The 22,388-nt window shown below is 33.9% G+C and carries 16 protein-coding genes; 13 read left to right on the forward strand and 3 right to left on the reverse strand.

Annotation, left to right across the window (positions count from 1 at the left end):
- Window positions 1-119 precede the first annotated feature (119 nt).
- The 4 genes from ACIQXJ_RS15885 (at window position 120) to ACIQXJ_RS15900 (ending at window position 7,761) form a co-directional block, all read left to right on the forward strand.
- Entirely contained in the window at window positions 120-1,004 is an 885-nt protein-coding gene (locus tag ACIQXJ_RS15885; RefSeq protein ID WP_403055219.1) for an HNH endonuclease, read from the forward strand.
- A gap of 273 nt (window positions 1,005-1,277) precedes the next feature.
- Window positions 1,278-4,499: a type I restriction-modification system endonuclease gene (hsdR, locus tag ACIQXJ_RS15890; RefSeq protein WP_403055217.1), complete on the forward strand. Its 3,222-nt coding sequence runs from the start codon at window positions 1,278-1,280 to the stop codon at window positions 4,497-4,499.
- Between the two features lie 369 nt (window positions 4,500-4,868).
- On the forward strand, window positions 4,869-6,299 hold the full coding sequence (locus tag ACIQXJ_RS15895) for a class I SAM-dependent DNA methyltransferase (protein WP_403055215.1): 1,431 nt from the start codon (window positions 4,869-4,871) through the stop codon (window positions 6,297-6,299).
- Window positions 6,289-7,761, forward strand: a complete 1,473-nt coding sequence (locus ACIQXJ_RS15900; RefSeq protein ID WP_403055213.1) for a restriction endonuclease subunit S — start codon at window positions 6,289-6,291, stop codon at window positions 7,759-7,761. The genes ACIQXJ_RS15895 and ACIQXJ_RS15900 overlap by 11 nt, the downstream gene beginning before the upstream one ends.
- Window positions 7,762-8,862: 1,101 nt before the next feature.
- Here ACIQXJ_RS15900 and ACIQXJ_RS15905 read toward each other — a convergent pair.
- Together ACIQXJ_RS15905 and ACIQXJ_RS15910 are read right to left on the reverse strand one after the other, a co-directional pair.
- Complete coding sequence (locus ACIQXJ_RS15905) at window positions 8,863-9,768, reverse strand: NAD(P)/FAD-dependent oxidoreductase (RefSeq protein ID WP_403055211.1); 906 nt, start codon at window positions 9,766-9,768, stop codon at window positions 8,863-8,865.
- A 75-nt stretch (window positions 9,769-9,843) separates the two neighbouring features.
- Window positions 9,844-10,248 carry an Rrf2 family transcriptional regulator gene (locus tag ACIQXJ_RS15910; protein ID WP_112117987.1) on the reverse strand — a complete coding sequence of 135 codons (405 nt, stop codon included), beginning with the start codon at window positions 10,246-10,248 and terminating at the stop codon, window positions 9,844-9,846.
- A 411-nt stretch (window positions 10,249-10,659) separates the two neighbouring features.
- On the opposite strand from ACIQXJ_RS15910, the gene ACIQXJ_RS15915 reads away from it, so the two are divergent.
- From ACIQXJ_RS15915 to ACIQXJ_RS15935, 5 genes are all read left to right on the forward strand, one after another.
- Window positions 10,660-11,136, forward strand: a complete 477-nt coding sequence (locus ACIQXJ_RS15915; protein WP_403055209.1) for a DUF2975 domain-containing protein — start codon at window positions 10,660-10,662, stop codon at window positions 11,134-11,136.
- A 10-nt stretch (window positions 11,137-11,146) separates the two neighbouring features.
- Window positions 11,147-11,377: a helix-turn-helix domain-containing protein gene (locus tag ACIQXJ_RS15920; RefSeq protein WP_403055207.1), complete on the forward strand. Its 231-nt coding sequence runs from the start codon at window positions 11,147-11,149 to the stop codon at window positions 11,375-11,377.
- 281 nt (window positions 11,378-11,658) lie between these two features.
- Complete coding sequence (locus tag ACIQXJ_RS15925; RefSeq protein WP_403055205.1) at window positions 11,659-12,414, forward strand: alpha/beta fold hydrolase; 756 nt, start codon at window positions 11,659-11,661, stop codon at window positions 12,412-12,414.
- Window positions 12,411-13,256 carry a DUF2785 domain-containing protein gene (locus ACIQXJ_RS15930; RefSeq protein WP_403055203.1) on the forward strand — a complete coding sequence of 282 codons (846 nt, stop codon included), beginning with the start codon at window positions 12,411-12,413 and terminating at the stop codon, window positions 13,254-13,256. Before ACIQXJ_RS15925 ends, ACIQXJ_RS15930 begins: the two co-directional genes overlap by 4 nt.
- A gap of 875 nt (window positions 13,257-14,131) precedes the next feature.
- Entirely contained in the window at window positions 14,132-16,093 is a 1,962-nt protein-coding gene (locus tag ACIQXJ_RS15935) for a methyl-accepting chemotaxis protein (protein WP_403055201.1), read from the forward strand.
- Window positions 16,094-16,353: 260 nt separating this feature from the next.
- Here ACIQXJ_RS15935 and ACIQXJ_RS15940 read toward each other — a convergent pair whose 3' ends face one another.
- A complete protein-coding gene (locus ACIQXJ_RS15940) occupies window positions 16,354-16,686 on the reverse strand; it encodes a cobalamin biosynthesis protein CobN (RefSeq protein ID WP_403055199.1) in 333 nt (110 codons plus the stop codon).
- Window positions 16,687-17,017: 331 nt separating this feature from the next.
- Between ACIQXJ_RS15940 and ACIQXJ_RS15945 the strand changes: the two genes are divergently transcribed.
- The 4 genes from ACIQXJ_RS15945 to ACIQXJ_RS15960 all read left to right on the forward strand — a co-directional run bounded on the left by ACIQXJ_RS15945 (window position 17,018) and on the right by ACIQXJ_RS15960 (window position 21,993).
- Entirely contained in the window at window positions 17,018-17,548 is a 531-nt protein-coding gene (locus ACIQXJ_RS15945) for a GNAT family N-acetyltransferase (protein ID WP_403055577.1), read from the forward strand.
- A 590-nt stretch (window positions 17,549-18,138) separates the two neighbouring features.
- Window positions 18,139-19,758 carry a spore germination protein gene (locus tag ACIQXJ_RS15950; protein ID WP_403055197.1) on the forward strand — a complete coding sequence of 540 codons (1,620 nt, stop codon included), beginning with the start codon at window positions 18,139-18,141 and terminating at the stop codon, window positions 19,756-19,758.
- 13 nt (window positions 19,759-19,771) lie between these two features.
- Window positions 19,772-20,875 carry a GerAB/ArcD/ProY family transporter gene (locus ACIQXJ_RS15955; protein ID WP_403055195.1) on the forward strand — a complete coding sequence of 368 codons (1,104 nt, stop codon included), beginning with the start codon at window positions 19,772-19,774 and terminating at the stop codon, window positions 20,873-20,875.
- A complete protein-coding gene (locus ACIQXJ_RS15960; RefSeq protein WP_403055193.1) occupies window positions 20,872-21,993 on the forward strand; it encodes a Ger(x)C family spore germination protein in 1,122 nt (373 codons plus the stop codon). The genes ACIQXJ_RS15955 and ACIQXJ_RS15960 overlap by 4 nt, the downstream gene beginning before the upstream one ends.
- Window positions 21,994-22,388 lie beyond the last annotated feature (395 nt).

Genomic DNA, 22,388 nt, shown 5'->3' on the forward strand with positions numbered 1-22,388 from the left:
TTTTCTTATACTTACAAAAATTAAGAAGAATATCGAAATAGATTGAATGTTGGTAAAATATGTATATAATTTAGTTGGTAACGACTAGCAATATCTACTTTAACAATAGAGGTGTATACATGAATAAGTTTATTGTAATGCAAAACGCTACACATGGTGAAGAAATTAATGGTGGGTATATGTGGTCACCGCAAAAAGATAAAAGGGGTGCTAGTAACCATGCTTATCTACGAATGACAACTATAAAGGCCGGGGATAAGATTTATAGTTGCTACGATAAAGCCATACGTGCGATTGGTATTGCTAAGTCTGATTGCTATATTGCAGCTCAACCACATGAACTACAGGAAAAAAATCTATGGTCAGATGCAGGATATAAGGTAGATGTAGACTATACAATTTTAGAACAGCCAATTATTATTGCTGAAATTTGGGGAGAAATGGAATTAGGTCGTCCACCAAAATATTCAGCTTTTCAAGAAGGGGGCAAAGGTAATCAAGCATATCTCTTCCCTTGCCCAGATGAATGGGATAGTTTATTCAACAGTCTTTATACGGAATTTGTCCTAGAAAAAGAAACAAGTAAAGATGGGATTGAAAAAGATATTGATGTTTTAATGATAGATATAGAAAAAGAAGCAAATTACTTATCATTAGAAGAACTTGCTATAAAAGCGAGTCACACATCAGAAAAGGATACAAGAAGGGTATCAATAAGAAGTTATAATCGTAATCCTTATGTTGTTTTGTATGTTAAAAAAAGAGCAAAAGGTGTATGTGAGTTGTGTGAGCAGCCAGCACAATTTAATGATAAAAATGGTAATCCATATTTAGAATGTCATCATATTGAGTTCTTATCAGAAGGAGGGCCAGATATAATAGAAAATTGTGTTGCTTTATGTGTTATATGCCATAAAAAAGCACATATTCTTAATGAACCAGCAGACAAGTATAAAATGTTGAAAAAAGTTGGGTTAAGAGGACCTTTGCAAGAAGTATGGTAATGTGTTGTTTTATAAAGTAGATGTATTCTTCGCAAAATATACTATTAGTTTTATTAATAACCAAACATCAAAAATCGACCACATGAGCACTATTCATGTGGTCTTGTTATGTCGTGGAACATATTTTCTAAACCTGAGCATTTATACAATTAGGCAAAATGGCCCGATTGCATTATACATAAGGTAAGTTAGTTTTTTGCAAGAATAGTTATTTTACTAGTCTGAAATTTTTCAATATAGTACAATTGGATTAAATACATAGAAAAGCGGTGAATGGTAATGAGTAACTTTTCTTTTTTTAAGGGCGATTGGGAAGTTTTAGCGAAGCTCGGTGAAAGTGCTGAGCGTAATCTTTATAATGATCCGCATACTTCCGTTATTAAATTACGTTTACTTGGCGAATCAATCGCAAAGGCAATATTAGCTTCGGATAACATTCGTGAAACGTATGATACAAGACAAGTAGACCGTTTAAATACAATAAAAAAAGAAGGCTTAGCAGAGCCTGAAATGTTAGATATATTTCATACATTACGCAGAAAAGGAAATTCGGCTTCACATGAAGCAGCTTATGGTACGACAGAGGAAGCAAAACAATTATTATCACTCGCTTATCAAATATCGATTTGGTTTATGGAAGTGTATGTTGATTGGGAATTTGTTGCGCCAACATATAAAGAACCAGAGCCAGAAGTAAGTTCACAAGAGCTTCAATTGAAAGTGAAAGCATTAGAAGAAGAAATTGCGAAAAAAGAGCAGGAAATGTTAACGCAGTTGGATAGATTGGCTGATGATGCGGTGGCTAAAGATATACGGGTAAGACGTAAAGAGAAGTCTAAGCTTCATGTTAAGAAACATAGTCTATCAGAAGCCCAAACACGTATTATTATTGATGACAAATTGCGCGCGGCTGGTTGGATTGTTGATACAGAAAAATACAACTTTAAAAAGCATAAAACATTGCCTGAAAAAAATAAAAATATGGCGATTGCAGAATGGAAAGTCGGTTCGAAGTATGCGGATTATGCTTTATTCATTGGCTTTCAATTAGTCGGTATAGTGGAAGCAAAAGCAAAGCATCGAGATATTCCAGCAGCACTTGAAAGCCAAACGAAAGTGTATGCACGTGAAATTCAAGAAATAGAGGGCATTGATTTATTGCCCCCTAACGGAGAATATAAAGTACCATTCCTTTTTGCTTCGAATGGTAGACCATACTTAAGACAGCTAGAAGATCAGTCAGGCATTTGGTTCTGGGATTCACGTAATCCAACAAAACGAGCACACGCTTTAGAAGGATGGCACTCACCTGATGATTTGAAATTGCTTTTAGATGTAGACGATAGAGAGGCAAATGAGCGCCTTAAGAATGAAGATATTACGAAGTTCGGTTTACGTGAATATCAACAAAAGGCGGTATTAGCAGCAGAAGAAGCACTAATGCATGGTACTAGAAAAATGCTCGTTGCAATGGCAACAGGTACAGGGAAAACACGTACAGCGATTGCTCTTATGTACCGTTTAATTAAAGCTAAGAAATGTCGTCGAATTTTATTTTTAGTTGACCGTAATTCTTTAGGTCAGCAAACTGCCGATGCACTCAAGGATTCGAAAATGGAAAATGGGTTACCGTTTTCATCGATCTATGATGTGAAGTCGCTTGATGATATGACACCAGATATGGAAACGAAGGTGCAAATTGCTACGGTTCAAGGGATGGTAAGACGATTATTTTATAGTGATAATGAACAACTTCCATCTGTTGGACAATATGACTTCATTATTGTGGACGAAGCTCACAGAGGTTATACAAGTGACCGGGAAATGACAGATGAAGAGCTATTATTCCGAGATCAAAACGACTATGTAAGCCAATATCGCAGAGTGATTGATTATTTTGATGCGGCTGTTCTTGGATTAACCGCCACACCTGCACTTCATACAACAGAGATTTTCGGTTCACCAATTTATAAATATTCGTATACAGAAGCGGTTTTAGATGGCTATTTAGTAGATCATGAGCCACCATACCTTTTCGAAACAGAGCTTAAAGAACATGGTATTAAGTTTGAAAAAGGTGATGAGGTCGAAGTATATGATCCAGAGCAAGGTGAAATTGTTTTAGAACAATTAGAAGATGAACTGAAATTTGAGATTGAGCACTTCAATAAACGTGTCATTACGGAAGGCTTTAACTGCGCAATTTTAAATAAACTCACGGAATACATCGACCCAGAGAGTCAAGAAAAAACATTAATTTTCGCGGCAACAGATCAACACGCTGATTTAGTCGTTCGTTTACTAAAGGAAGCATTTGAAGCGAATGGTGATGAAGTATCAGATGATGCCATTGTGAAAATTACGGGTTCAATTTATCATCCAAATGAAATGATAAAGCGATTCAAAAATGAGCGTTTACCAAATATCGTTGTGACGGTTGATTTATTAACAACAGGAATCGATGTACCTGCTATTACAAATATCGTGTTTTTGCGTCGCATTAAATCACGTATTTTATATGATCAAATGTTAGGTCGTGCTACTCGTCTATGTCCTGATATTGAAAAAACACACTTCCGTATTTTTGATGCGGTTGGTATTTATAATCAGTTACAGCAATACACAGAGATGAAGCCTGTCGTAAAGCAACAAAATCAAACGATTGAGCAGATTCATAGTGCATTTGTACAGGCAGAAACACAAGATGAAGCACAGCACTTTTTAGACCAATTAGTAGCGAAAATCCAACGTAAAAAGCAAAAGCTAAATGATGAAGCCAAACGACAATTTGAACAGCTTTCAAAAGGTTTAACAATAGATGGGTGGGCGAAAGAACTAAAAGAATATACACCACAGCAGGCACAGAATAATAGTGTGTTATTTGACTATGTAGCGACTTATAAAACTCAGAGAGAGCTACAAGTGATTGCCAACCATAAAGATGAAGTGACAGATGTTAAACGTGGTTATGGTGAAGGAAATGAGCGACCAGCCGATTATTTAGATGGCTTTGAACAGTTCATTAGAGAAAATATGAACGAAATTCCAGCACTTCAAATTGTATGTACGCGACCAAAAGATTTAACTCGTAAAGATTTACGTGAGATTGAAGTGATTTTAGCAACGAAACATTTTAAACAAGAGCATTTGCAAACTGCATGGAAACAAGCAAAGAATGAAGAAATCGCGGCTGATATTATAAGCTTTATTCGTCAAGCAGCATTAGGAGAAGCTTTAGTATCTACGGAATCACGTGTGAAAAATGCAATGCAAAAAGTATATTCAATGCATGACTGGACACCGAGACAGCGAAAATGGTTAGACCGTATTGAAAAACAGCTTATCGAAATGCCTGTTCTTTCCCCTAACCCACAAGATGCCTTTTCAGAAGAGCCATTTAAAAGTCAGGGCGGTTATACAAGGTTGAAAAAAGAGCTAGGTGAAGAAGTGGATCAGATTGTGAAGCTGATAAATGATAGCTTATATGCTAGTTAGGAAGGTGTAGTAAATGGTAGAAAAATTTGGATTAGTATTATTGAAAATGAGGGTGAGATTTTCAAGCAAATAAAGGGTAAAGAATTTACTTATCAAATCGTTGGGAACGGATTAAAACTTTCTTTCCACTACTAATCAAATTATTAGTAAATCTATAATTGAAAATGCAATTGAGTTACTACCTGTTGAAAATACTGTTCCGTTCCAACATTTACGTGCACCTTCATACTTATATGCCATTTTGACGGATAAACGAATAATTGAATGATGTGTTAAGGAGTTCTAGAAATAGAGCTCCTTTTCTAATAGAGCTGTTAACCTAAAAAGGTTATAATGTGCATAGATCATAAGAAAGTATGGTGGAAGAACATGAATAACACAGAAATCGTCTCAAAACTTTGGGGATTAGCGAATGTATTACGTGATGATGGGATTACATATCAACAGTATGTAACGGAATTAACATATATCCTATTTTTAAAAATGATGAAAGAGCAAGAGATGGAAGTGGTCATTCCAGAAGGCTATCGCTGGGATGATTTACTTGCAAAAGAAGGTATTGAACTTAAAGAGTTCTATCAAGGGCTATTGTTAAAGCTTGGAAGTAGTGAAGTTAAAAATGAGCGCCTACGCCAAATTTATAACGGTGCTGCAACTAGTATTGATGAGCCGAAAAATCTTGAAAAGCTAATTAAATCAATTGATGCACTTGATTGGTATAACGCAAAAGAAGAAGGCTTAGGTGACTTATACGAGGGCTTACTTGAGAAAAACGCGAGCGAGAAAAAGTCTGGTGCAGGTCAATACTTCACACCACGTGTCTTAATTGATGTAATGGTGAAGCTAATTGACCCGAAAATTGGTGAACGATGCAATGACCCAGCTTCAGGAACATTTGGCTTTATGATTGCAGCAGACCGTTATTTAAAAGAGAAAACAGATGATTATTTTGATATTTCACCAGAAGAAGCGGAATTCCAAAAGAAAGAAGCGTTTACGGGGATGGAGCTTGTAAAGGATACACACCGTTTAGCGTTAATGAACGCATTGCTTCATGATATGGAAGGTCGTTTAGAGCAAGGTGACAGCTTATCCACAAACGGTAAATGGATGAAAAATTTTAATGTTGTACTCACTAATCCACCTTTTGGTACAAAAAAAGGTGGAGAACGTGCAACACGTGATGATTTAACTTTTGAAACGTCAAACAAACAACTAAACTTTTTACAAACGATTTATAATTCATTAGTAATAGATGGTACAAGTAGAGCTGCTGTTGTTTTACCAGATAACGTTTTATCTGATAATGAAGTGGGTGTAAAAATAAGAAGAGACTTGATGAATAAATGTAACCTGCATACTATATTACGTTTACCTGTAGGTATTTTTTATGCAAAAAATGTTAAAACAAATGTGTTGTTCTTTGAACGAGGTATAACGGACGAAGGCAATACCAAAGAAGTTTGGATTTATGATATGCGTACAAATATGCCTAAATTTGGTGCTCGAACGCCATTTACAGAGGAATACTTTGAAGGATTTATTAATGCATATAATGCAGAAGACCGAGCGAAAGTACAAGATGAAAGATGGAATTTGTTTACACGTAATGAGGTTGCAGCAAAGGGTGATAGCTTAGATATTGGTTTGATTACCGATGAATCTCTATTAGCCTATGATAATTTACCAGATCCGATTGAAACGGCAGAAGAAGCTAGGGTAAAACTAGCCCAAGCGATGAGTCTTTTAAGTGAAGTGATTGGAGAATTAAAAGCAATTGAGGTGCAGGATGATGAGTAAAAAAAGAAAATCTCAAACGCTTGAAGAGCTCTTAGAGGAAGCAATAATATCAGAGGATGAAGTACCCTACGATATACCAGAAAATTGGGCTTGGGTGAAATTGGGGGAGGTTGTAAAAATTAATCCTCCTAAACCTAAATTAAATTATGACGATAATTTATATTGTAGTTTTTTGCCTATGAACATGGTTAATGCTGAAAAAGGTAGTATTAGTGAGTTAAAAGAGAAATCTTTTCATAAAGTAAAGAAGGGTTACACATATTTTGAAGAGGGAGACATTTTATTTGCTAAAATTACACCTTGTATGGAAAATGGAAATACAGTAATAGCAGAGGGTCTATTAAGTGGATTTGGTTTTGGTTCAACAGAATTTTATGTTTTAAAACCGTCAAAAGGAATATTAGGGAAATATCTTTACTATTTAGTTAGATCCAAGAGTTTCAGATATGAGGCTAAACAAGTTATGTCAGGAGCAGTTGGACAGCAAAGAGTTCCTAAATCATTTCTTGAAAAATATCCATTTGCATTACCCCCTTTAAATGAACAAGAAAAAATTGTATCTAGATTAGATGAGTTATATTCAAAAATAGAAAAAGCCCAAAGGTTAATTGAAGAAGCACGACAATCCTCTGAACTTCGTAGAGCAGGCATTATTCAAAAAGCTTTTAGTGGAGAATTAACAAAAAAATGGCGGTTAGAAAATAAAAATAGTCATGTACGACATATAGTAAAGAGGTTAAAAGAACTTTATCCTAAAAAAACTTTTGAGATTATAGAAGGTGCCTATAATATTCCAGATTCTTGGCGATATATAAAGTTAGGGGATATTTTAGAAGTAAATCCTAAAAAAGAAAAGATAGTTAATGTTAAAGATGAAGATAAAGTTTCATTTGTACCTATGTCAGCAGTGAGCGATTTAACAGGCACAATAGAGGGTATGGAGTATAAAGAATATGGTATGGTAAAAAAAGGATACACTTATTTTAAGGGACGCGATATCCTTTTTGCAAAAATCACACCATGTATGGAGAATGGAAAGATAACAATTGCGAGTAATTTAATAAATGGATTTGGTTTTGGATCAACGGAATTTCATGTACTCCGAACTCCAGAATGTGTAAATGAAAGGTATGTTTATTATTTGCTTAGATCAAATAAATTTAGAGGAGAGGCACAAGCCCAAATGACAGGATCGGTTGGACAACAGCGTGTACCTAAAAGTTTTTTAGAAAATTATTCATTCCCGTTACCTCCAAAAGAAGAACAAGATGTAATAGTAAGTATTTTAGATAATATACGAGAGAATGAAGATGTAAATGAAAAAATATTAAATATGAATGATGATATTGAAATACTGAAACAATCTATTTTCTCAAAAGGTTTTAAGGGTAAATTAGGCACATGTGATTTAACCGATGAACCGGCCATTGAATTATTGAGATCTGTTCTTCAAGAAAAATAACAATCACTGTTTATGCTAATATCCATATATAACAAATTTGTCCACTTGATTTAATATCAAGTGGTTTTTGTGTTTAAAATAATGAAAAGATTACTTTTTAAAAGTGCGCTCTATAGGATGCAAGTCTCAAAATCCGAAGACAGAAGTAGTAGTTAGCCAAAAGTAAGGGGGGCGTGGTGATGCAGAATATAGAGGCAAAGCCCCGGTCCGATTAACACTGATCTTGAAAAAACTAGGTATTATTAGGGGTAAGTCTATCTAAAGTTACGAAAGGTCTGAAAATAGGGGAATGAATAATTATCAATATTCATATTTTTGATGGTGACGAACTCTCATTTTAGGTGGTTTATTAAACTTTATTAGGAATTAGTGCTGATACCACAGATATTATTAAGCATGGATAGTTACTAGCGATATTTTTGGTAAAAGGTTATCTTTAGCATTACTGATAATATCATACGAAGTCAAAAACGTAGTCAAAAAAATCAATCGCCCCCGCAAGCATTGATATATCAGTACTTTGAGTCGGTTGGTTCGACTCCCGCCGTCTCCATACATTAGTTTTTAGCAGTACAAATACTGTTAAATGTAATTTTAAGTATATTTTTGCCATTTTGGCAAGGGTATACTTAATTTTATTTTGGGCAAGGTTATACTTAAAAAATTCATACATGTGATTATGAAACCACATCCAGATAAAGTAATTTTTTCACTCGATGGTTTTGATCTAAAATATGACGTAAAGCATAAAATTTCCGTTTGGAAATTTTATGCTTGATTTTCAAATTAGATGATATAAAAAATCACCTTGCCTCTAATTGGACTTATAGAGGCAAGGTGATTTTTTCTATAGTTGTTGCTTTTAAACTAAAATCACATTATACATGAAAAGATACGATATTGAAAAAATTAAGAAGTTTACTTTTAAAGCAGGTCATCTTAGGAGGATTTTTTGTTAAAGAAAAATGATTTCTAAATTAAAAAGTGTATTAGTGTTGATTAACAATAGAGTTATTCAACAAACGGGCCATTTAATGGAGTAAGTTAGACCTATAATAAAAAAGCTGATGAGTTTGCATTTATAACTCATCAGCTTACATTTTAAAATCTATCTATTGTTATATCCATGTTTATGCTTGAAGCAGCCTTATTGCCATCGGCTGCAGCAATCATCAAAGAAGAGGGTCCTGCCTTTTCAGTTTCACCTGCAATATAAACCCCATTTGCTGTTGTTCGTCCAGCACCGTCTGTGATAATTCCTCCGTTTTCATCAGGTAGACAATGTAATTGCTCAGCAAATTTATTTAGGCGATAATAACTAGGAACTACAAAACCACCACTTCTTAGAATATTTTCACCTGATTTTAATTCAATACTTTCTAAGTAACCATTATCTCCATGTAAGTTTTTAATAACTTCTGTATAAACCTTAATCTTTTTACTTTCAAAATCAATTCGTATTTTCTTGGATAGTTGATGACCATTAGTAAAAACGATTAAATCCTTTGACCAATTAAAAACCAATTTAGTCATATGAATAATGTGGTCATCATTTTCTGCAATTATAGCTAACGGCTTGTCTCTAAGCTCCCAGCCATCACAATATGGACAACTGAATAAACTTTTACCGTAATATTCTCTAATCTGTAATAATGGAAATACTTCTTGAATACCGGTAGCCAACAGTATTTTTTCTGTTATATAAGATTTATTGTTCGTTGTATTGACTAAAAATAAATTATTTTGAACATCTTTATTTACCTCCATAACTGTCTCATTTGAAATTGACACAGAAGGATAAGATTCTAATTCTTTAATTGCAATATTTTTAAATTCTTGTGGTTTAATTCCATCTCTTGTTAAAAACCCGTGTGACTCTTGCGTTACACGATTTCGATTTGTTCCATTATCAAATATGGCAACTTTTCTACGCGCTCTCCCTAAAGTTAAAGCTGCACCTAATCCAGCTGGTCCTGCACCAATTACAATACAATCATATTTATTCATCAATTATTTCCTCCTTCTCTATAATGTATATTATAGAGTTGTAATATCTATAATTAGGATAAAAGAAATCATGATTTACATAGATTTCTCATTCATTTTGTTAGCCAAATCAACTATACGTGTTTGATTCAATTCATTTAAAAGCTTTTCCTCCGCTGATTCGATCGCTTTCTGAATTAAGCAATCAGGATTATGACCGAGACAATAATCAAAAATAGGCGTCAAACCTTCAATAGCTTTTATAACATCAAGTAATGAAAGTTCTTCCCAACCCGGTTTTAATTTATAACCACCATTTGCACCAGTGACAGATTCAATCATACCGGACTTTACTAACATTGTTAGTATTTTAGATAAATATGTTGTTGAAACTTCTTGGCGTTCAGCCAATTTTGCCACACCAATATGCTCATTGGGGGGATTAACAGCTAAAAATAGCATGGTGTGGAGAGCGTAGTTAGTTGCTTTTGTTAACTTCATATGATTACTCCTATTGTAGATTTAATATATCTATAATATCTACTTAATTTTTTGAAGTCAAATACTAAGTTTATTTAATTAAACGGACGCAATTCTTAAAGATGTTTTTGCCTTTTTCAGCAATCGGGCCATATTGTTGAATAAAAATATGTTGGTCTATTTTTTATGATTCTGTTCGTAACGATTGTTGTTTTATCTTGTCTTACTTAACTAACGGAGCAGTTTAGTTGAAGAATGTTGTTTAACTTGTGTTCAAAATAGGTCAATTTAATTGAAAATTGAATAAGAGATGTGGAACATTTCGTTTTTGTCTAAAAACAATAATATATCACAAAAGGATAATAATTTATTGTAAAACGATAAATTTTGTATTAAACTTAAATTAACGATAAATAAATGAGGTGCTTTTATATGAAACAAGGGACGATAATTTTTTTAAAAATAGCTGTTTTCCTTATTGGGATTACGGTACTTGTCTTGTGTATATTTTGGTTGCCTTGGTTAGCAAATGATACAGCAGAAATGTTTTCAGAGTTAGCTTATTTGCAATATCCCGTTTTAATCGGTTTGTATGTAACGACGATACCGTTTTTCCTTGCTCTGTATCAGGCTTTAAGACTTTTGAACTGCATTGAAAATAACAATGCTTTCTCGGAATTGTCTGTAAAGGTTTTAAAGTATATAAAATACTGTGCAATTACTATCAGTATCTTATATGTGATAGGGACTATCTTTTTTATGTCACAAAACGCTTTACACCCAGGAATAGCAATTATAGGATTTACAATTATTTTTACTTCTGTTGTTATTGCAGTATTCACTGCGGTTCTTCAGAAATTATTAAAAAATGCTTTAGATATAAAATCAGAAAATGATTTAACGGTCTGATGTGAAAGCAGTGGCGATTATAATCAATATTGATGTGATGTTAGCGAAAAGAAAAATGAGTGTAACAGAACTATCTGAAAGAGTTGGAATCACAATGGCTAACCTTTCTATTTTGAAGAATGGAAAGGCAAAAGCGATTCGATTCTCTACTTTAGAAGCTATTTGTAAGGCTTTGGACTGTCAACCCGGGGATATTCTTGAATATCAAAGTGACATTGACAATCAAAAATCAACCATTTGATAGATTAAACTCATTAAGAAAGGATTTAATTATTTATTATTCAATTAAAGGGCGCGATTCTGTAATAAGAATCAGCGCTCGTTAGCATTAAAGGGCCAGATTGTTGAGGAACATTTTCGATAAATTGGATATTATTGTTGAAATATAGAGTAAGACTGTGAAGTTTCTCACTTAAACTAACGGAGGACTTTGGCAAATTATTACTGAGTTACATAAACGGTCCTTTTTTTATATTGTAGAAATAATAATGTAAAGCTTATAATTTAATTAGGTGATTAAAAATGAGGATACAACATAAAAAGATAATCAATTTCTATGATAGGCGTATACTGTTCAATAAATATCGTAAAAATATACCCAGCGTAATCTTTATTGCAGGGTTAGGCGATAGCCATGAAACATGGAAAAAGGTCCAAGACCGAATATCGGATGAAACGTCAACCTTGTCTTACGACAGGGCGGGTATTGGCAGGAGTCAAGACATAGCTGTCCCGCGAACTTGCTGTGATCTTGTTGAGGAGCTCTCCGAATTGGTGCAAGCGCTTGACGTGGAGAAGCCTTATATATTAGTAGGCCATTCCTTTGGTGGACTGGTCGCCAGATTGTATACCAGTCTTTATCCGCTGGACATCTGTGGTATGGTTTTGGTTGACGCTGCACCGGAATATAAAGAACTTGCCTATGAAAAGGTTCTACCAGAAAATCTACTTGCAGGAAATAGGGAATATTTCAAGAATCCTATGTTGAATAGTGAGAAAATTGATAAAATACAGAGTTATAAGCAAATTGTTGATTATTCAAAACAAAGTGACATCCCTCTCTCAATTATTACAAGAGGTTTACCCGATAATAATGAAGATGGATGGCCCACTCAAGAAATATTAGGAATTGAACAAAGTCTACAAGCAGAATTCCAATGGCTGTCAACGTCAAGTAAGTTCCGAATTGCTAGTCGTAGTGGACATTATATACATCATGATGAGCCTGATATTGTAATAGAAGAGATTTTATTAATGTTAAAGGGGATGGGAAAGTGAACGATATAAGGTTGAAACTTATGGAGGATTTGCAAAGAATTGAGGAAAATGAGTATCAGTTAGGTGAAGGTGAGCAGCATCAAGATTTTTTACCTTTGTTACTTGAATATATTGGCGATTCTCAGCCAGAATTGCGGGATAACTTGATTTATCCGATGTTTTATATGTGGATTAAGGAAGAGAATAGGTTCAGTGAAGAGGAGTTACGTAGTCTCTTAACTGTTCTGACTGATGAGAACCATTTGTTCTATAATATTGGCAGCGAGGAGGATCAGTCAGTTTTTACAAGGACGTTTTCTGCCTTGCCTATCGCTTTGATTATACAACGCCACAGACAGAATCCATTTTTAAATCAAGAAGAAATTGAGCAATTAATGCAAGTAATGCTCCGTTATTACAATGAGGAGAAGGATCTGCGGGGTTACCTTTCAGTAGGAGGCTGGGCTCACAGCGCGTCTCACGGTGCAGATGTTTTTGTTGAGTTGGTGCAGTGCGAGGAGAGCAGCGTTGCAATGCTACGTGAGGTTCTTGTCGCTATTTCTGACATGCTACATAATGGAATACATATTTTTAGTGATGAGGATGATGAGCGGTTGGTCAATATCGTGGATACGATGATTGACAAAGAGTTACTTCCACATCAAGAAATTGCTGATTGGATTAGCTGCTTAGCGCAATACTGCAATTTGCCGAGAAGTCGGAGTCAGGTGATTGCTCGCGTGAACAGCAAGAATTTTTTACGCAGTCTCTATTTCAGAAGGGGACAAGATAGCCGAGGGAATGAGCTTAATACTGTCATACTTGGCACTGAGGCAAAATTAAACAGGTTTTCTATCAGTTAAAGGATTAAGGGGTTGTCACAATCCATGGAATTGGTTGAGGGATTTACTGGTTTATTCCGCCATTAAAGCGCTTTTTAATGGCGGAAATATTATAGAAATGATCAAACTTTTTTATAAAAGAATGATTCGATAAAATATATAATGAGCATGTTTTGATTAATCTTTTTTAAAACATGCTCTTTCTTTTTGCCTGGTTATCAATGCTATTAGGTATTAATTTGAATAATCTTTATTATAAAGCTAAACCACGTGCATCAATTTTTATGGGCTGACGAGTGGTTGTGGTGCGGTCACATTTATGGATTTTATTTTGAAGATAAATAATTTGGATTTTTTGATTGCATGTCATCAAAAGTAGATCAAATGCTAATTTTTGTACTAAAAATGTGGAACGAAGATAAATATAAGTTATTCCATTAAAGGGCCATGTATTTGAATAACATTTCTAAATTAAAAAGGGGATTTGAACTGTACCTTTATTAGATTTCCCTTTATCGTTGGAGAGTGCAGATAAAAAGTATAAGGAAATAAATAATACAAAAATGTAAATGTTAGGTTTTTTCCTTTTCATCATAGTTCAGCCTTAATAGTTAATATCACAAGAAAATTTAACATTTGCTTATGATTCAATAGACTTGTTATTTACTTTGACTGAAAGCGAATTCTCCTTATATTGTCATCAAAATTGTGGTGATTATAGGAGATTTTTATTTTTCCTTAAAAACTGAATAGTAGGAAAATCATAAAGGTTGTTTGAAAAACAATTTTTCGTCCGATAAAAGTTTAGTGAGAAATGTTAAACAGATAAAGAGAGGAAAAGGTTGTGGAAAATAGTTAGTAATTTTTCACGAATTGAATCAAAAGGAGATTGATATATGAAAAAAATATTTAGCAGTTTTAAGGTCAAACTTTATACGCTATTTGCATTTGTATTACTTATCCCAGTTATAGCTGTAGGGAGTTTATCTTACTTATCTGCAAAAGATTCCATCGAAGAAGAAATTTTATTTAGTGCCAATGAAAGTGTAGAACTTTTAAATCAGCTTATAGATAAAACTATTAGTGAGAGAATCAGTGACGCTAACGTGTTTAGTAGTGAAATAGACGCTTTGCAATATAAGCAATCGCATGCATCTATTCTGTTGAAGCTTCAGCAATATGCGAAGCTCCACCCAGATGTTTTAAGTATTTATATTGGTATGAACGACGGTGATTTTACACAGGAGCCTAGATTAAATGATGCGGACTATAATCCTTTAGATCGTGATTGGTATAAAGAGGCAACAGCTTTAAAAGGAGAAACCTTAATTACGAACCCATATAAAGATGCGGGAACTGGAGATATGGTTGTCACAGTTGCCAAACAGATTAAGGATCACTCTGGTGTTTTAGCAATCGATATCAAGCTAACAGATCTTCAAAAAGTTGCGGATTCTATTCAAATCGGGAGAAATGGATACTCCTCTATTTTCGGCGAAAATAACTTGGTGATCTCACATCCGTCGTTAGAAGCAGGCGGAGAGCTGAAAGAGAGCTTCCTTGATGAAATGTACGAAAACTCATCGGGCACTTATGATTATATCTTTGACAATGATGACCGGATACTATTCTACACAACAAATGAATTAACGAATTGGAAAATTACCGGAACTATTTTTGCTAAGGAAATTGATGAATCAGCTTCATCCATTTTGTATCACACAATTCTTATATTAGTAGCAGCTATTATTATTAGTTTCATCGTCTTTTATTTTGTAATGAAGGCCGTTATTAAACCAATTAAAGCCTTAAAGGATAGTGCCGTTACAATTAGTGAAGGTAATCTGACAGAGATAGTTACGGTTACTTCAAATGATGAGATTGGTCAATTAGGACAAGCCTTTAATGATATGCAAGAAAGTTTACGGACACTTATTCAAAAAATTGAACAAAACGCAGAGGAAGTTGCTTCGTCGGCAGAAGAGCTAACAGCTAATGCGAATCAGACAAGTATTGCTACTGAAAAAGTAGCCATTTCGATTCAGGATGTTGCAACAAGTGCAGATTCTCAAACGATCAGCGCCAATAAAAATGCTGAGTCACTGCACGAACTTTCAACAGCTATTCTTCATATTGCAGAAATATCCTCTGCTGTGACAGATCTTTCACAACATGCAACATTACAAGCAGATGAGGGCGGACAAGCCGTTCAAAATACGAAAAATCAAATGCAATCCATTCATTTATCAGTTGCGGATTCTAATGCGAAAATCCAAACATTACATGAACGATCACAGCAAATTACGACCATATTAGATGTCATTACAAGCATTGCAGATCAAACCAATTTACTGGCACTAAATGCAGCTATTGAGGCAGCAAGAGCGGGTGAGCATGGAAAAGGCTTTGCAGTCGTGGCAGATGAAGTGCGCAAGCTAGCAGAGCAGTCACAGGAATCGGCAAAGCAAATTTTTGAGCTTATTCGAGGAATTCAGCAAGAAACAGAGCAATCAGTTAAGATTATGGCGAAGGTGACGGAGGATGTGCAAAGTGGTTTGCATATTTCTGATGAAGCCATTACAAAATTCCAAGTAATCATGACAAGTATGAATGAAATTACACCTAAAATGGAGGAAGTATCTTCCGCCTCGGAACAAATGTCAGCAGGTGTCCAAGAGGTAGCTGCAGTCACGGAAGATTTGGCATTCTCAGCGAAAGGCAATTCAGCTGCGTCTGAGGATGTGGCCGCATCGACGGAAGAACAATTAGCTTCAATGGAAGAAATTAATGCTTCCGCTCAAGCACTCGCCCATATGGCAGATGAATTAAAACAACTCATTAGTCAATTTAAATATTAAAGCAAAACGCCACTCCTGTTAAACTAGGAGTGGCGTTCGTTGTTTTTATCGATCTTCATCCTAAAAATCCGAATTTATTAAAAATCGATTTTCACTTTCGCTCCTGCTTCTTGCATTTGTTTAATTTATTTATTTTTTCGTTAAATTTGTTAAGAGATTTAATCGCAACACTATTTATTAATTAATTGGTTTTTAATTATTTATTTTCTATTTTCTATTTCTAGGGTTTCAATATTTTTAGTAACTGGTAAATAGTGAATTTAAGTTCCATCTGGTAAACCCTTGTATGTATCGCTCATTATTTGATAAACTGTTTCATCTATTTCAACTGAAGTCGTTGCAATACTTTTGCCATTATCATTAATCTCAATATAGCATTTACCCTGTGCTATTTGTACTTCTCCAGCTTGCAATTTATAAAAGTCGAATCCATATATACCTAAAATGATTCCAGTTAAAAGTAATAGAGAAGATAAAGCTAGGACATTACCGCCTGTTGCCCTATTATGTTTTATGAGATGGAACAAATAACCAATCGTGAAAATGAATAAAATGAAAAAGATAATGAGGGTACTATAAAAAGCTATTAACATCTTTATCACTCCGTCTGATTAATAGTTACTATACATACGTTTTGTAATCGTGAGAGTTTCATAAAAGTGGCACAAATTCACCCAAACACCGCTTTTTGTCTATTTTCATTCATCAACAAACGGGCGCGATTCTGTAATAAGGATCAGCGTTTGTTTTCATTAAAGGGCCATTTAATTGAATAACACTTCTAAAACGAAAATGGGATTTTATGTTAATGTTGATATAAGTTCGTGAAATAATGTACTTAAGCTAACGGGGTAGGTTAGTGAAAAGAAGGAGTTTACTTTAATTTCTAGAACTATTATCAAGATATACGAAGATAGGGGGGGAATAAAGATGACGAAAAGAAATATCCAAGTATCCCTAAGAAAAGGAAACATAAATGATGCAGAAGTGGTGTTAGAACTTCAAAAGGAAGTTCTTTCAGAAAGTGAATTTATGATTACGGTAATAGAAGAGTATGAAGAAACATCAGAGCAACTAAGAAACTGGATTGAGAAAATCTTGGGAAATGAAAGAGAAATGCTAATTGTGGCTGAAAGCAAAGGGAAGATTGTTGGCTTGATTGTTTTTCGCTCAAAAAGTACTAAAAGGCTATCTCACACCGGTTCTTTTACGGCAATGGTCAAAAAAGAGTACCGCAATCACGGCATTGGTAAATTGCTAATTAAAGAATTATTAAACTGGGCAGAACATAACCCTTTAATAGAAAAAGTTAGTTTAGGTGTTTTATCAACAAATTTACGAGCAATCGAATTGTACAAAAGTATGGGATTTGTTGAAGAAGGACGTAAAATTAAAGAAGTTAAATTTAGCGATGATTTATATGTAGATGATGTACTTATGTATAAACTGGTTTAACCTTTTTTCCAACTTTTTTATCAAACGGAGTGCTCCTATATAGGGTAGTATTTTTGATTTGTGAAGAAATACACTTAAACAAACGGTGCATTAGTTCAATAACGATCTTCAACAATCGGGCGCGATTCTGTAATAAGGATCAGCGCTCGTTTTCATTAAAGGGCCGTATTGTGGAATAACAACTTTTAAAAAAGGATTACCAAACGAAGCTTAGAATTGTACTTTTATTTTGCAAGTTTTAGTTATATTCATCCACAAACTACATTTCTCTTCAAATAAATCACTAATAAAACAAGATATTACTTCTCCTTCAAATATCTTTTCCACCCTATAATTAAATCCATATTTAAATAGGTTTGGAAGAAATCTATATAACCTCTAATTCTTTAAAATCCACTGCTAAATTAAAAAGTTTCCATCTATTAAGATTAAAATTTAAAATTTATGGACATTATGAATATAAATCTACTAAAGAGTTTGATGGTGTTTATAATTTCACTAATCTTCAATTATTGTATCTAGATAAAAAGAAAGTAGTTATTTTATCTATCTTCTCATGCAATAGAAAAAAATGAAATGGAGGGGTTCTTTTGTTTTTTAGAAGAAGAAAATATGTTTCATTACCGAAAACAACAAATTCTAATGAGAGCATTGATAGAAGTATATCGAGTCGATCAAATGAAAATGTTCTAACGAAAAGTAATCAATTAACGAAAGAAATATCAAGTAGTTCATCTGCTGAAAAAGATCTGAATGGTGATATAGCATCTTCTACTGAAGAATTTATTAAATCAATAACGAAGAAACTCCATTCACCAGCTGATTTAGTAACTCATTATGTCAATGATACCATCACAGTTGTATTTCTCGAAAATTTAATAAAAGAAGATGTTTTGAATGAAAAAATACTGCCTAGATTGCAGTACATTAATGAAGAAACACCGTCTATCATTCAAAAAATCTTACCACTACCACAAGTTACTATATCTGATCAATTGAATATGTCTATTGATACCATGTTGACAGGTGCTGTCATAATTCACATTGAAGGATATTCGCAAATTGTTTTAGCTAAAATACCAACAATTGAATCACGCACTTTATCTACACCTGAAAATGAATCACAGGTAATAGGTTCTCAAGTAGGTTTTAATGAAAGTATTTCAACAAATATATCTCTTATTCGACGTTATATTATGAATCCGAATCTTTGTAATGAAAAAACGAAGCTTGGAAAACAAACAAACACCAATATTACCTTGCTATATATTGACGGTATTGCAACAGAACAAAATGTTAATACCGTACGCCAAAGAATAAAAGCTTTGGACATTGAAGACTTACTTGACAGTGCAGTGCTTGCGGAACTAATAGATGATAGCTCCTTATCTATCTTTCCTCAAATGTTACTGACAGAACGTCCTGACCGATTTTGCGACGGTTTATTAAGTGGGAAAGTAGGCATTCTTGTGGATGGTAGTTCGATGGGGATTCTTTGTCCTTATTCATTTTTTGAGTTTTTCCATAGCAGAGAAGATAAGAATTTACGATGGCCAGTTGCCACATTTATTAGATTACTAAGGTTTGCTGCTCTTTTTATTTCTATCTTTTTTACACCTATGTATGTAGCATCTCTGACTTACCATTATGAAGTGATTCCACAACCGCTTTTAGTTCCACTTAGTGAATCTCGAGCTATTGTGCCATTTCCACCGATACTGGAAGCTCTGTTTTTAGAATTAATTATTGAATTACTTCGTGAGGCAGGAGCACGATTGCCTTCTAAAATTGGTCAAACCATTGGAATTGTTGGGGGGATTGTACTCGGTACAGCTGCAGTACAAGCAGGTATAACGAGTAATATTCTTATTATCATTATCGCTTTATGCGCACTATCTTCTTTTACTACACCCAATTATTTAATGGGGAATGTAATCAGAGTACTTCGATTTCCCATAATTCTTTTAGCTGGATTCTGGGGATATTATGGAATTATCCTTGCTTTTTGTTTTCTACTAATTCATTTATTACGTCAAACAAGTTTAGGTGCACCTTATATGTCACCATTTTATCCGCCTAGATTTAAAAGCTGGGGGGATAGTATCATTCGCTTACCGAACCCATTCGTGATTCGAAAGTCACCAAATGCAAGAGTAAATAATTCAGATATTCCATATGTCAGTACGACAATTGAAAGCAAAGAGAAGTGAAAGAGTGAACAATATGATACAAGTTAATTCTACTCAAAATTTTAACGCTTCTCTTCTCTTTTTTATTATTTGCAAGGTTCAAATTGGTATAGGAGTCTATGGATTCCAAAGTGCCATATATGAAGAGGCAAAACAAGATTCTTGGATCTCTATTATTATTAGTTTTCTTGCAGCACACATTTTGGTGGTTGTTCTATTTAAGACACTTGAAATGTACGAGTCGAATGATATTTACGGAATACACTTGGATTTATTTGGTAAATACTTAGGTAATTTAATTAATCTATTTTTCGTTGGTTATTATACATTATTATTTACCGTTATCCTCAAAAACTTCACTGAAGTCATTGTTACATGGGTATTTCCTGATTTAAGTCCATCTTTTATTGTCATTACAATATTATTACTCGTGATTTATGCATTTACTGGTGGTCTACGATTAATCATTGGCCTTTGTTTTTTTTGTTTCTTTTTACCCCAATGGATGATGGTTGTTCTATTTTATCCATTAGAATTTGCTAATATTAACTACCTTCTTCCAATCCTTGATAATGATGTGATAAGTCTACTAAAAGGAGCTTACGCCATGACCTTAACAATTGTGGGTTTCGAAGTAATAAATGTACTTTACCCTTTCGTCAAAGAAAAGAAGAAGGCGAAAATGTTTGTACATCTAGGATTACTGTATACCATGGTAGTTTATCTTTTCGTTATGCTAGTTTCCTTAACTTTTTTTAGTGGAGAGCAACTTGAGAGAGTAGTCTGGGCAACATTGTCTCTGTTTAGCATTATTCGTTTCCCCTTCTTCGAAAGAATTGAAATTTTTACTGTTTGTTTTTGGCTAATTATTATCCTACCAAACCTCTGTATATTTGCTTGGTCAGCGTATCGTGCTTTTAAACGAATCATTAAGACAAACGAGAAAAAATTTATTTTAGTTTTTGCAATGTTTATTTTTGTTGGATCCTTACTTATTGAAACACAAACTAAATTAGAGGAAATTACTAAGTTAGTTGGGCAAATTTCATTTTATTCAGTGTATGTATTTCCAATGTTCGTATTTTTGATTGCATTTTTAAAGAAAAAAATCACAAAACGACAGGTGGGAAAAAGTTGAATTCCTTTAAATTATTATTTTTATTCATAACAACCATCATGATTTTAGTTGGATGTACAGAACAGCAAATTCTCGAAAGAACTAGTTTAACGACCTTAATTGGTTATGATTTAGCAGAGGATGATCAGATTACTGCTACAGGTGCTATCCGACAAATCAATCCCGATTTAGAAAGTAATGTAGAAATACAATCTGCAACAGAAAGAACAAGTAAAGGCGCCCGTTTGAAAATCGAACTAAAAACGTCAAAAAAAATTGGCACTGGACAATTAAGGGTTGTATTATTCGGTGAGGAGTTAGCGAATGCTGGTGTAGCTGATAGTATACACACTTTAAAAATGAGTCCTGAAATAAGTAATGGCATATACTTAGCTGTTGTTGAGGGGAATTCAAACGCATTAATTGAGAATAACTATAAAAATATCACAGACATTGGTCAACATCTTTTTCAATTAATAGAGCATAATATTGACCAAAATCATATTCTATCATCAACCCTTCATGAAACAAATCGCGATAACCTTTCTAAATTAGGGGATTATTCTCTACCGATGTTAAAAAAGAAAGGAGAATATGTTGAGATCTCAGGGACTGCTTTTTTTAAAGGAGATAAAATGGTTGGAAGTCTTCCTGCAGAAGATAATATATATATTAAAATGATTCGAGATAATCTACAAGAAGGCTCACTTGAGTTGGCATTACCCACTACAACTTTTGAATTAACCTCTGATGATTCTTCTGAAGAAATACTAATTGCCCTCGACTCTATTAAATCGAAGCGAAAAAACAAATTAGTTGATAAAAATGTACCCGAATTTGATTTAATAATCGAACTTGAAAGTCGATTATTAGAAGTTCCTTCAGGTTTACGTATGAAGGATTTAGAATTATCAGGATATCTCGAAAAAGAAATAAATACTAAAATAGAAAGTGAAATAAATCGAATTATTCAATATAGCCAGGAAATTAATTCCGATATTTTTAGATTTGGTGAACGCTATAAAGCCCAAGTTCGGAAATCAAATATTGATTTAGAAAAATGGCATGAAATGTACCCGCAACTGAAAGTAAACGTCAAAGTAAATACACAAATCGTTCGAGATGGTGTGTTTCAATAATCAATAAAACGAACTGATTTCAACAAAAGGGGATTCTTTTCCAAATGAAAAAACGTATGCTTGCGTTTAGTGTGTTACTGAACAGTTTGAGGAAAGAAACTATATAAGGGTCACTAGGGATAGTAGTGACCCTATAGTAACGAAACTGGAGGAAGTTAAACTAATTTAGCTTAACACTACTATTTATATGCTTTATTAGTTTGGGTTTTATAGTTTATAGCTTTAGAAAATAGAAAAAGCTGCAGCGTTCACAGACGCAACAGCATAATTATAAACAATAGGTAGATAACTGCTAGGAAATCAAATGAGTTTTCAAATTCAGCTGTACACTGGGAGTTATACAGTATCAGAAAGAAGATATCCAGCACTAATGCCCGAGTATTATATGTCATTCA

The sequence above is a fragment of the Lysinibacillus sp. NPDC097868 genome (assembly GCF_044761135.1).
In the GTDB taxonomy this organism is placed as follows: Bacteria; Bacillota; Bacilli; order Bacillales_A; family Planococcaceae; genus Lysinibacillus.

What these genes read in the sequence shown, in the direction of transcription:
- ACIQXJ_RS15915 (WP_403055209.1), top strand. Translation starts at nt 10,660, where the DNA reads ATGAAACAAGGGACGATAATTTTTTTAAAAATAGCTGTTTTCCTTATT.
- ACIQXJ_RS15900 (WP_403055213.1), top strand. Translation starts at nt 6,289, where the DNA reads ATGATGAGTAAAAAAAGAAAATCTCAAACGCTTGAAGAGCTCTTAGAG.
- hsdR (WP_403055217.1), top strand. Translation starts at nt 1,278, where the DNA reads ATGGTAATGAGTAACTTTTCTTTTTTTAAGGGCGATTGGGAAGTTTTA.
- ACIQXJ_RS15910 (WP_112117987.1), bottom strand. Translation starts at nt 10,248, where the DNA reads ATGAAGTTAACAAAAGCAACTAACTACGCTCTCCACACCATGCTATTT.
- ACIQXJ_RS15925 (WP_403055205.1), top strand. Translation starts at nt 11,659, where the DNA reads ATGAGGATACAACATAAAAAGATAATCAATTTCTATGATAGGCGTATA.
- ACIQXJ_RS15895 (WP_403055215.1), top strand. Translation starts at nt 4,869, where the DNA reads ATGAATAACACAGAAATCGTCTCAAAACTTTGGGGATTAGCGAATGTA.
- ACIQXJ_RS15935 (WP_403055201.1), top strand. Translation starts at nt 14,132, where the DNA reads ATGAAAAAAATATTTAGCAGTTTTAAGGTCAAACTTTATACGCTATTT.
- ACIQXJ_RS15955 (WP_403055195.1), top strand. Translation starts at nt 19,772, where the DNA reads ATGATACAAGTTAATTCTACTCAAAATTTTAACGCTTCTCTTCTCTTT.
- ACIQXJ_RS15940 (WP_403055199.1), bottom strand. Translation starts at nt 16,686, where the DNA reads ATGTTAATAGCTTTTTATAGTACCCTCATTATCTTTTTCATTTTATTC.
- ACIQXJ_RS15905 (WP_403055211.1), bottom strand. Translation starts at nt 9,768, where the DNA reads ATGAATAAATATGATTGTATTGTAATTGGTGCAGGACCAGCTGGATTA.
- ACIQXJ_RS15885 (WP_403055219.1), top strand. Translation starts at nt 120, where the DNA reads ATGAATAAGTTTATTGTAATGCAAAACGCTACACATGGTGAAGAAATT.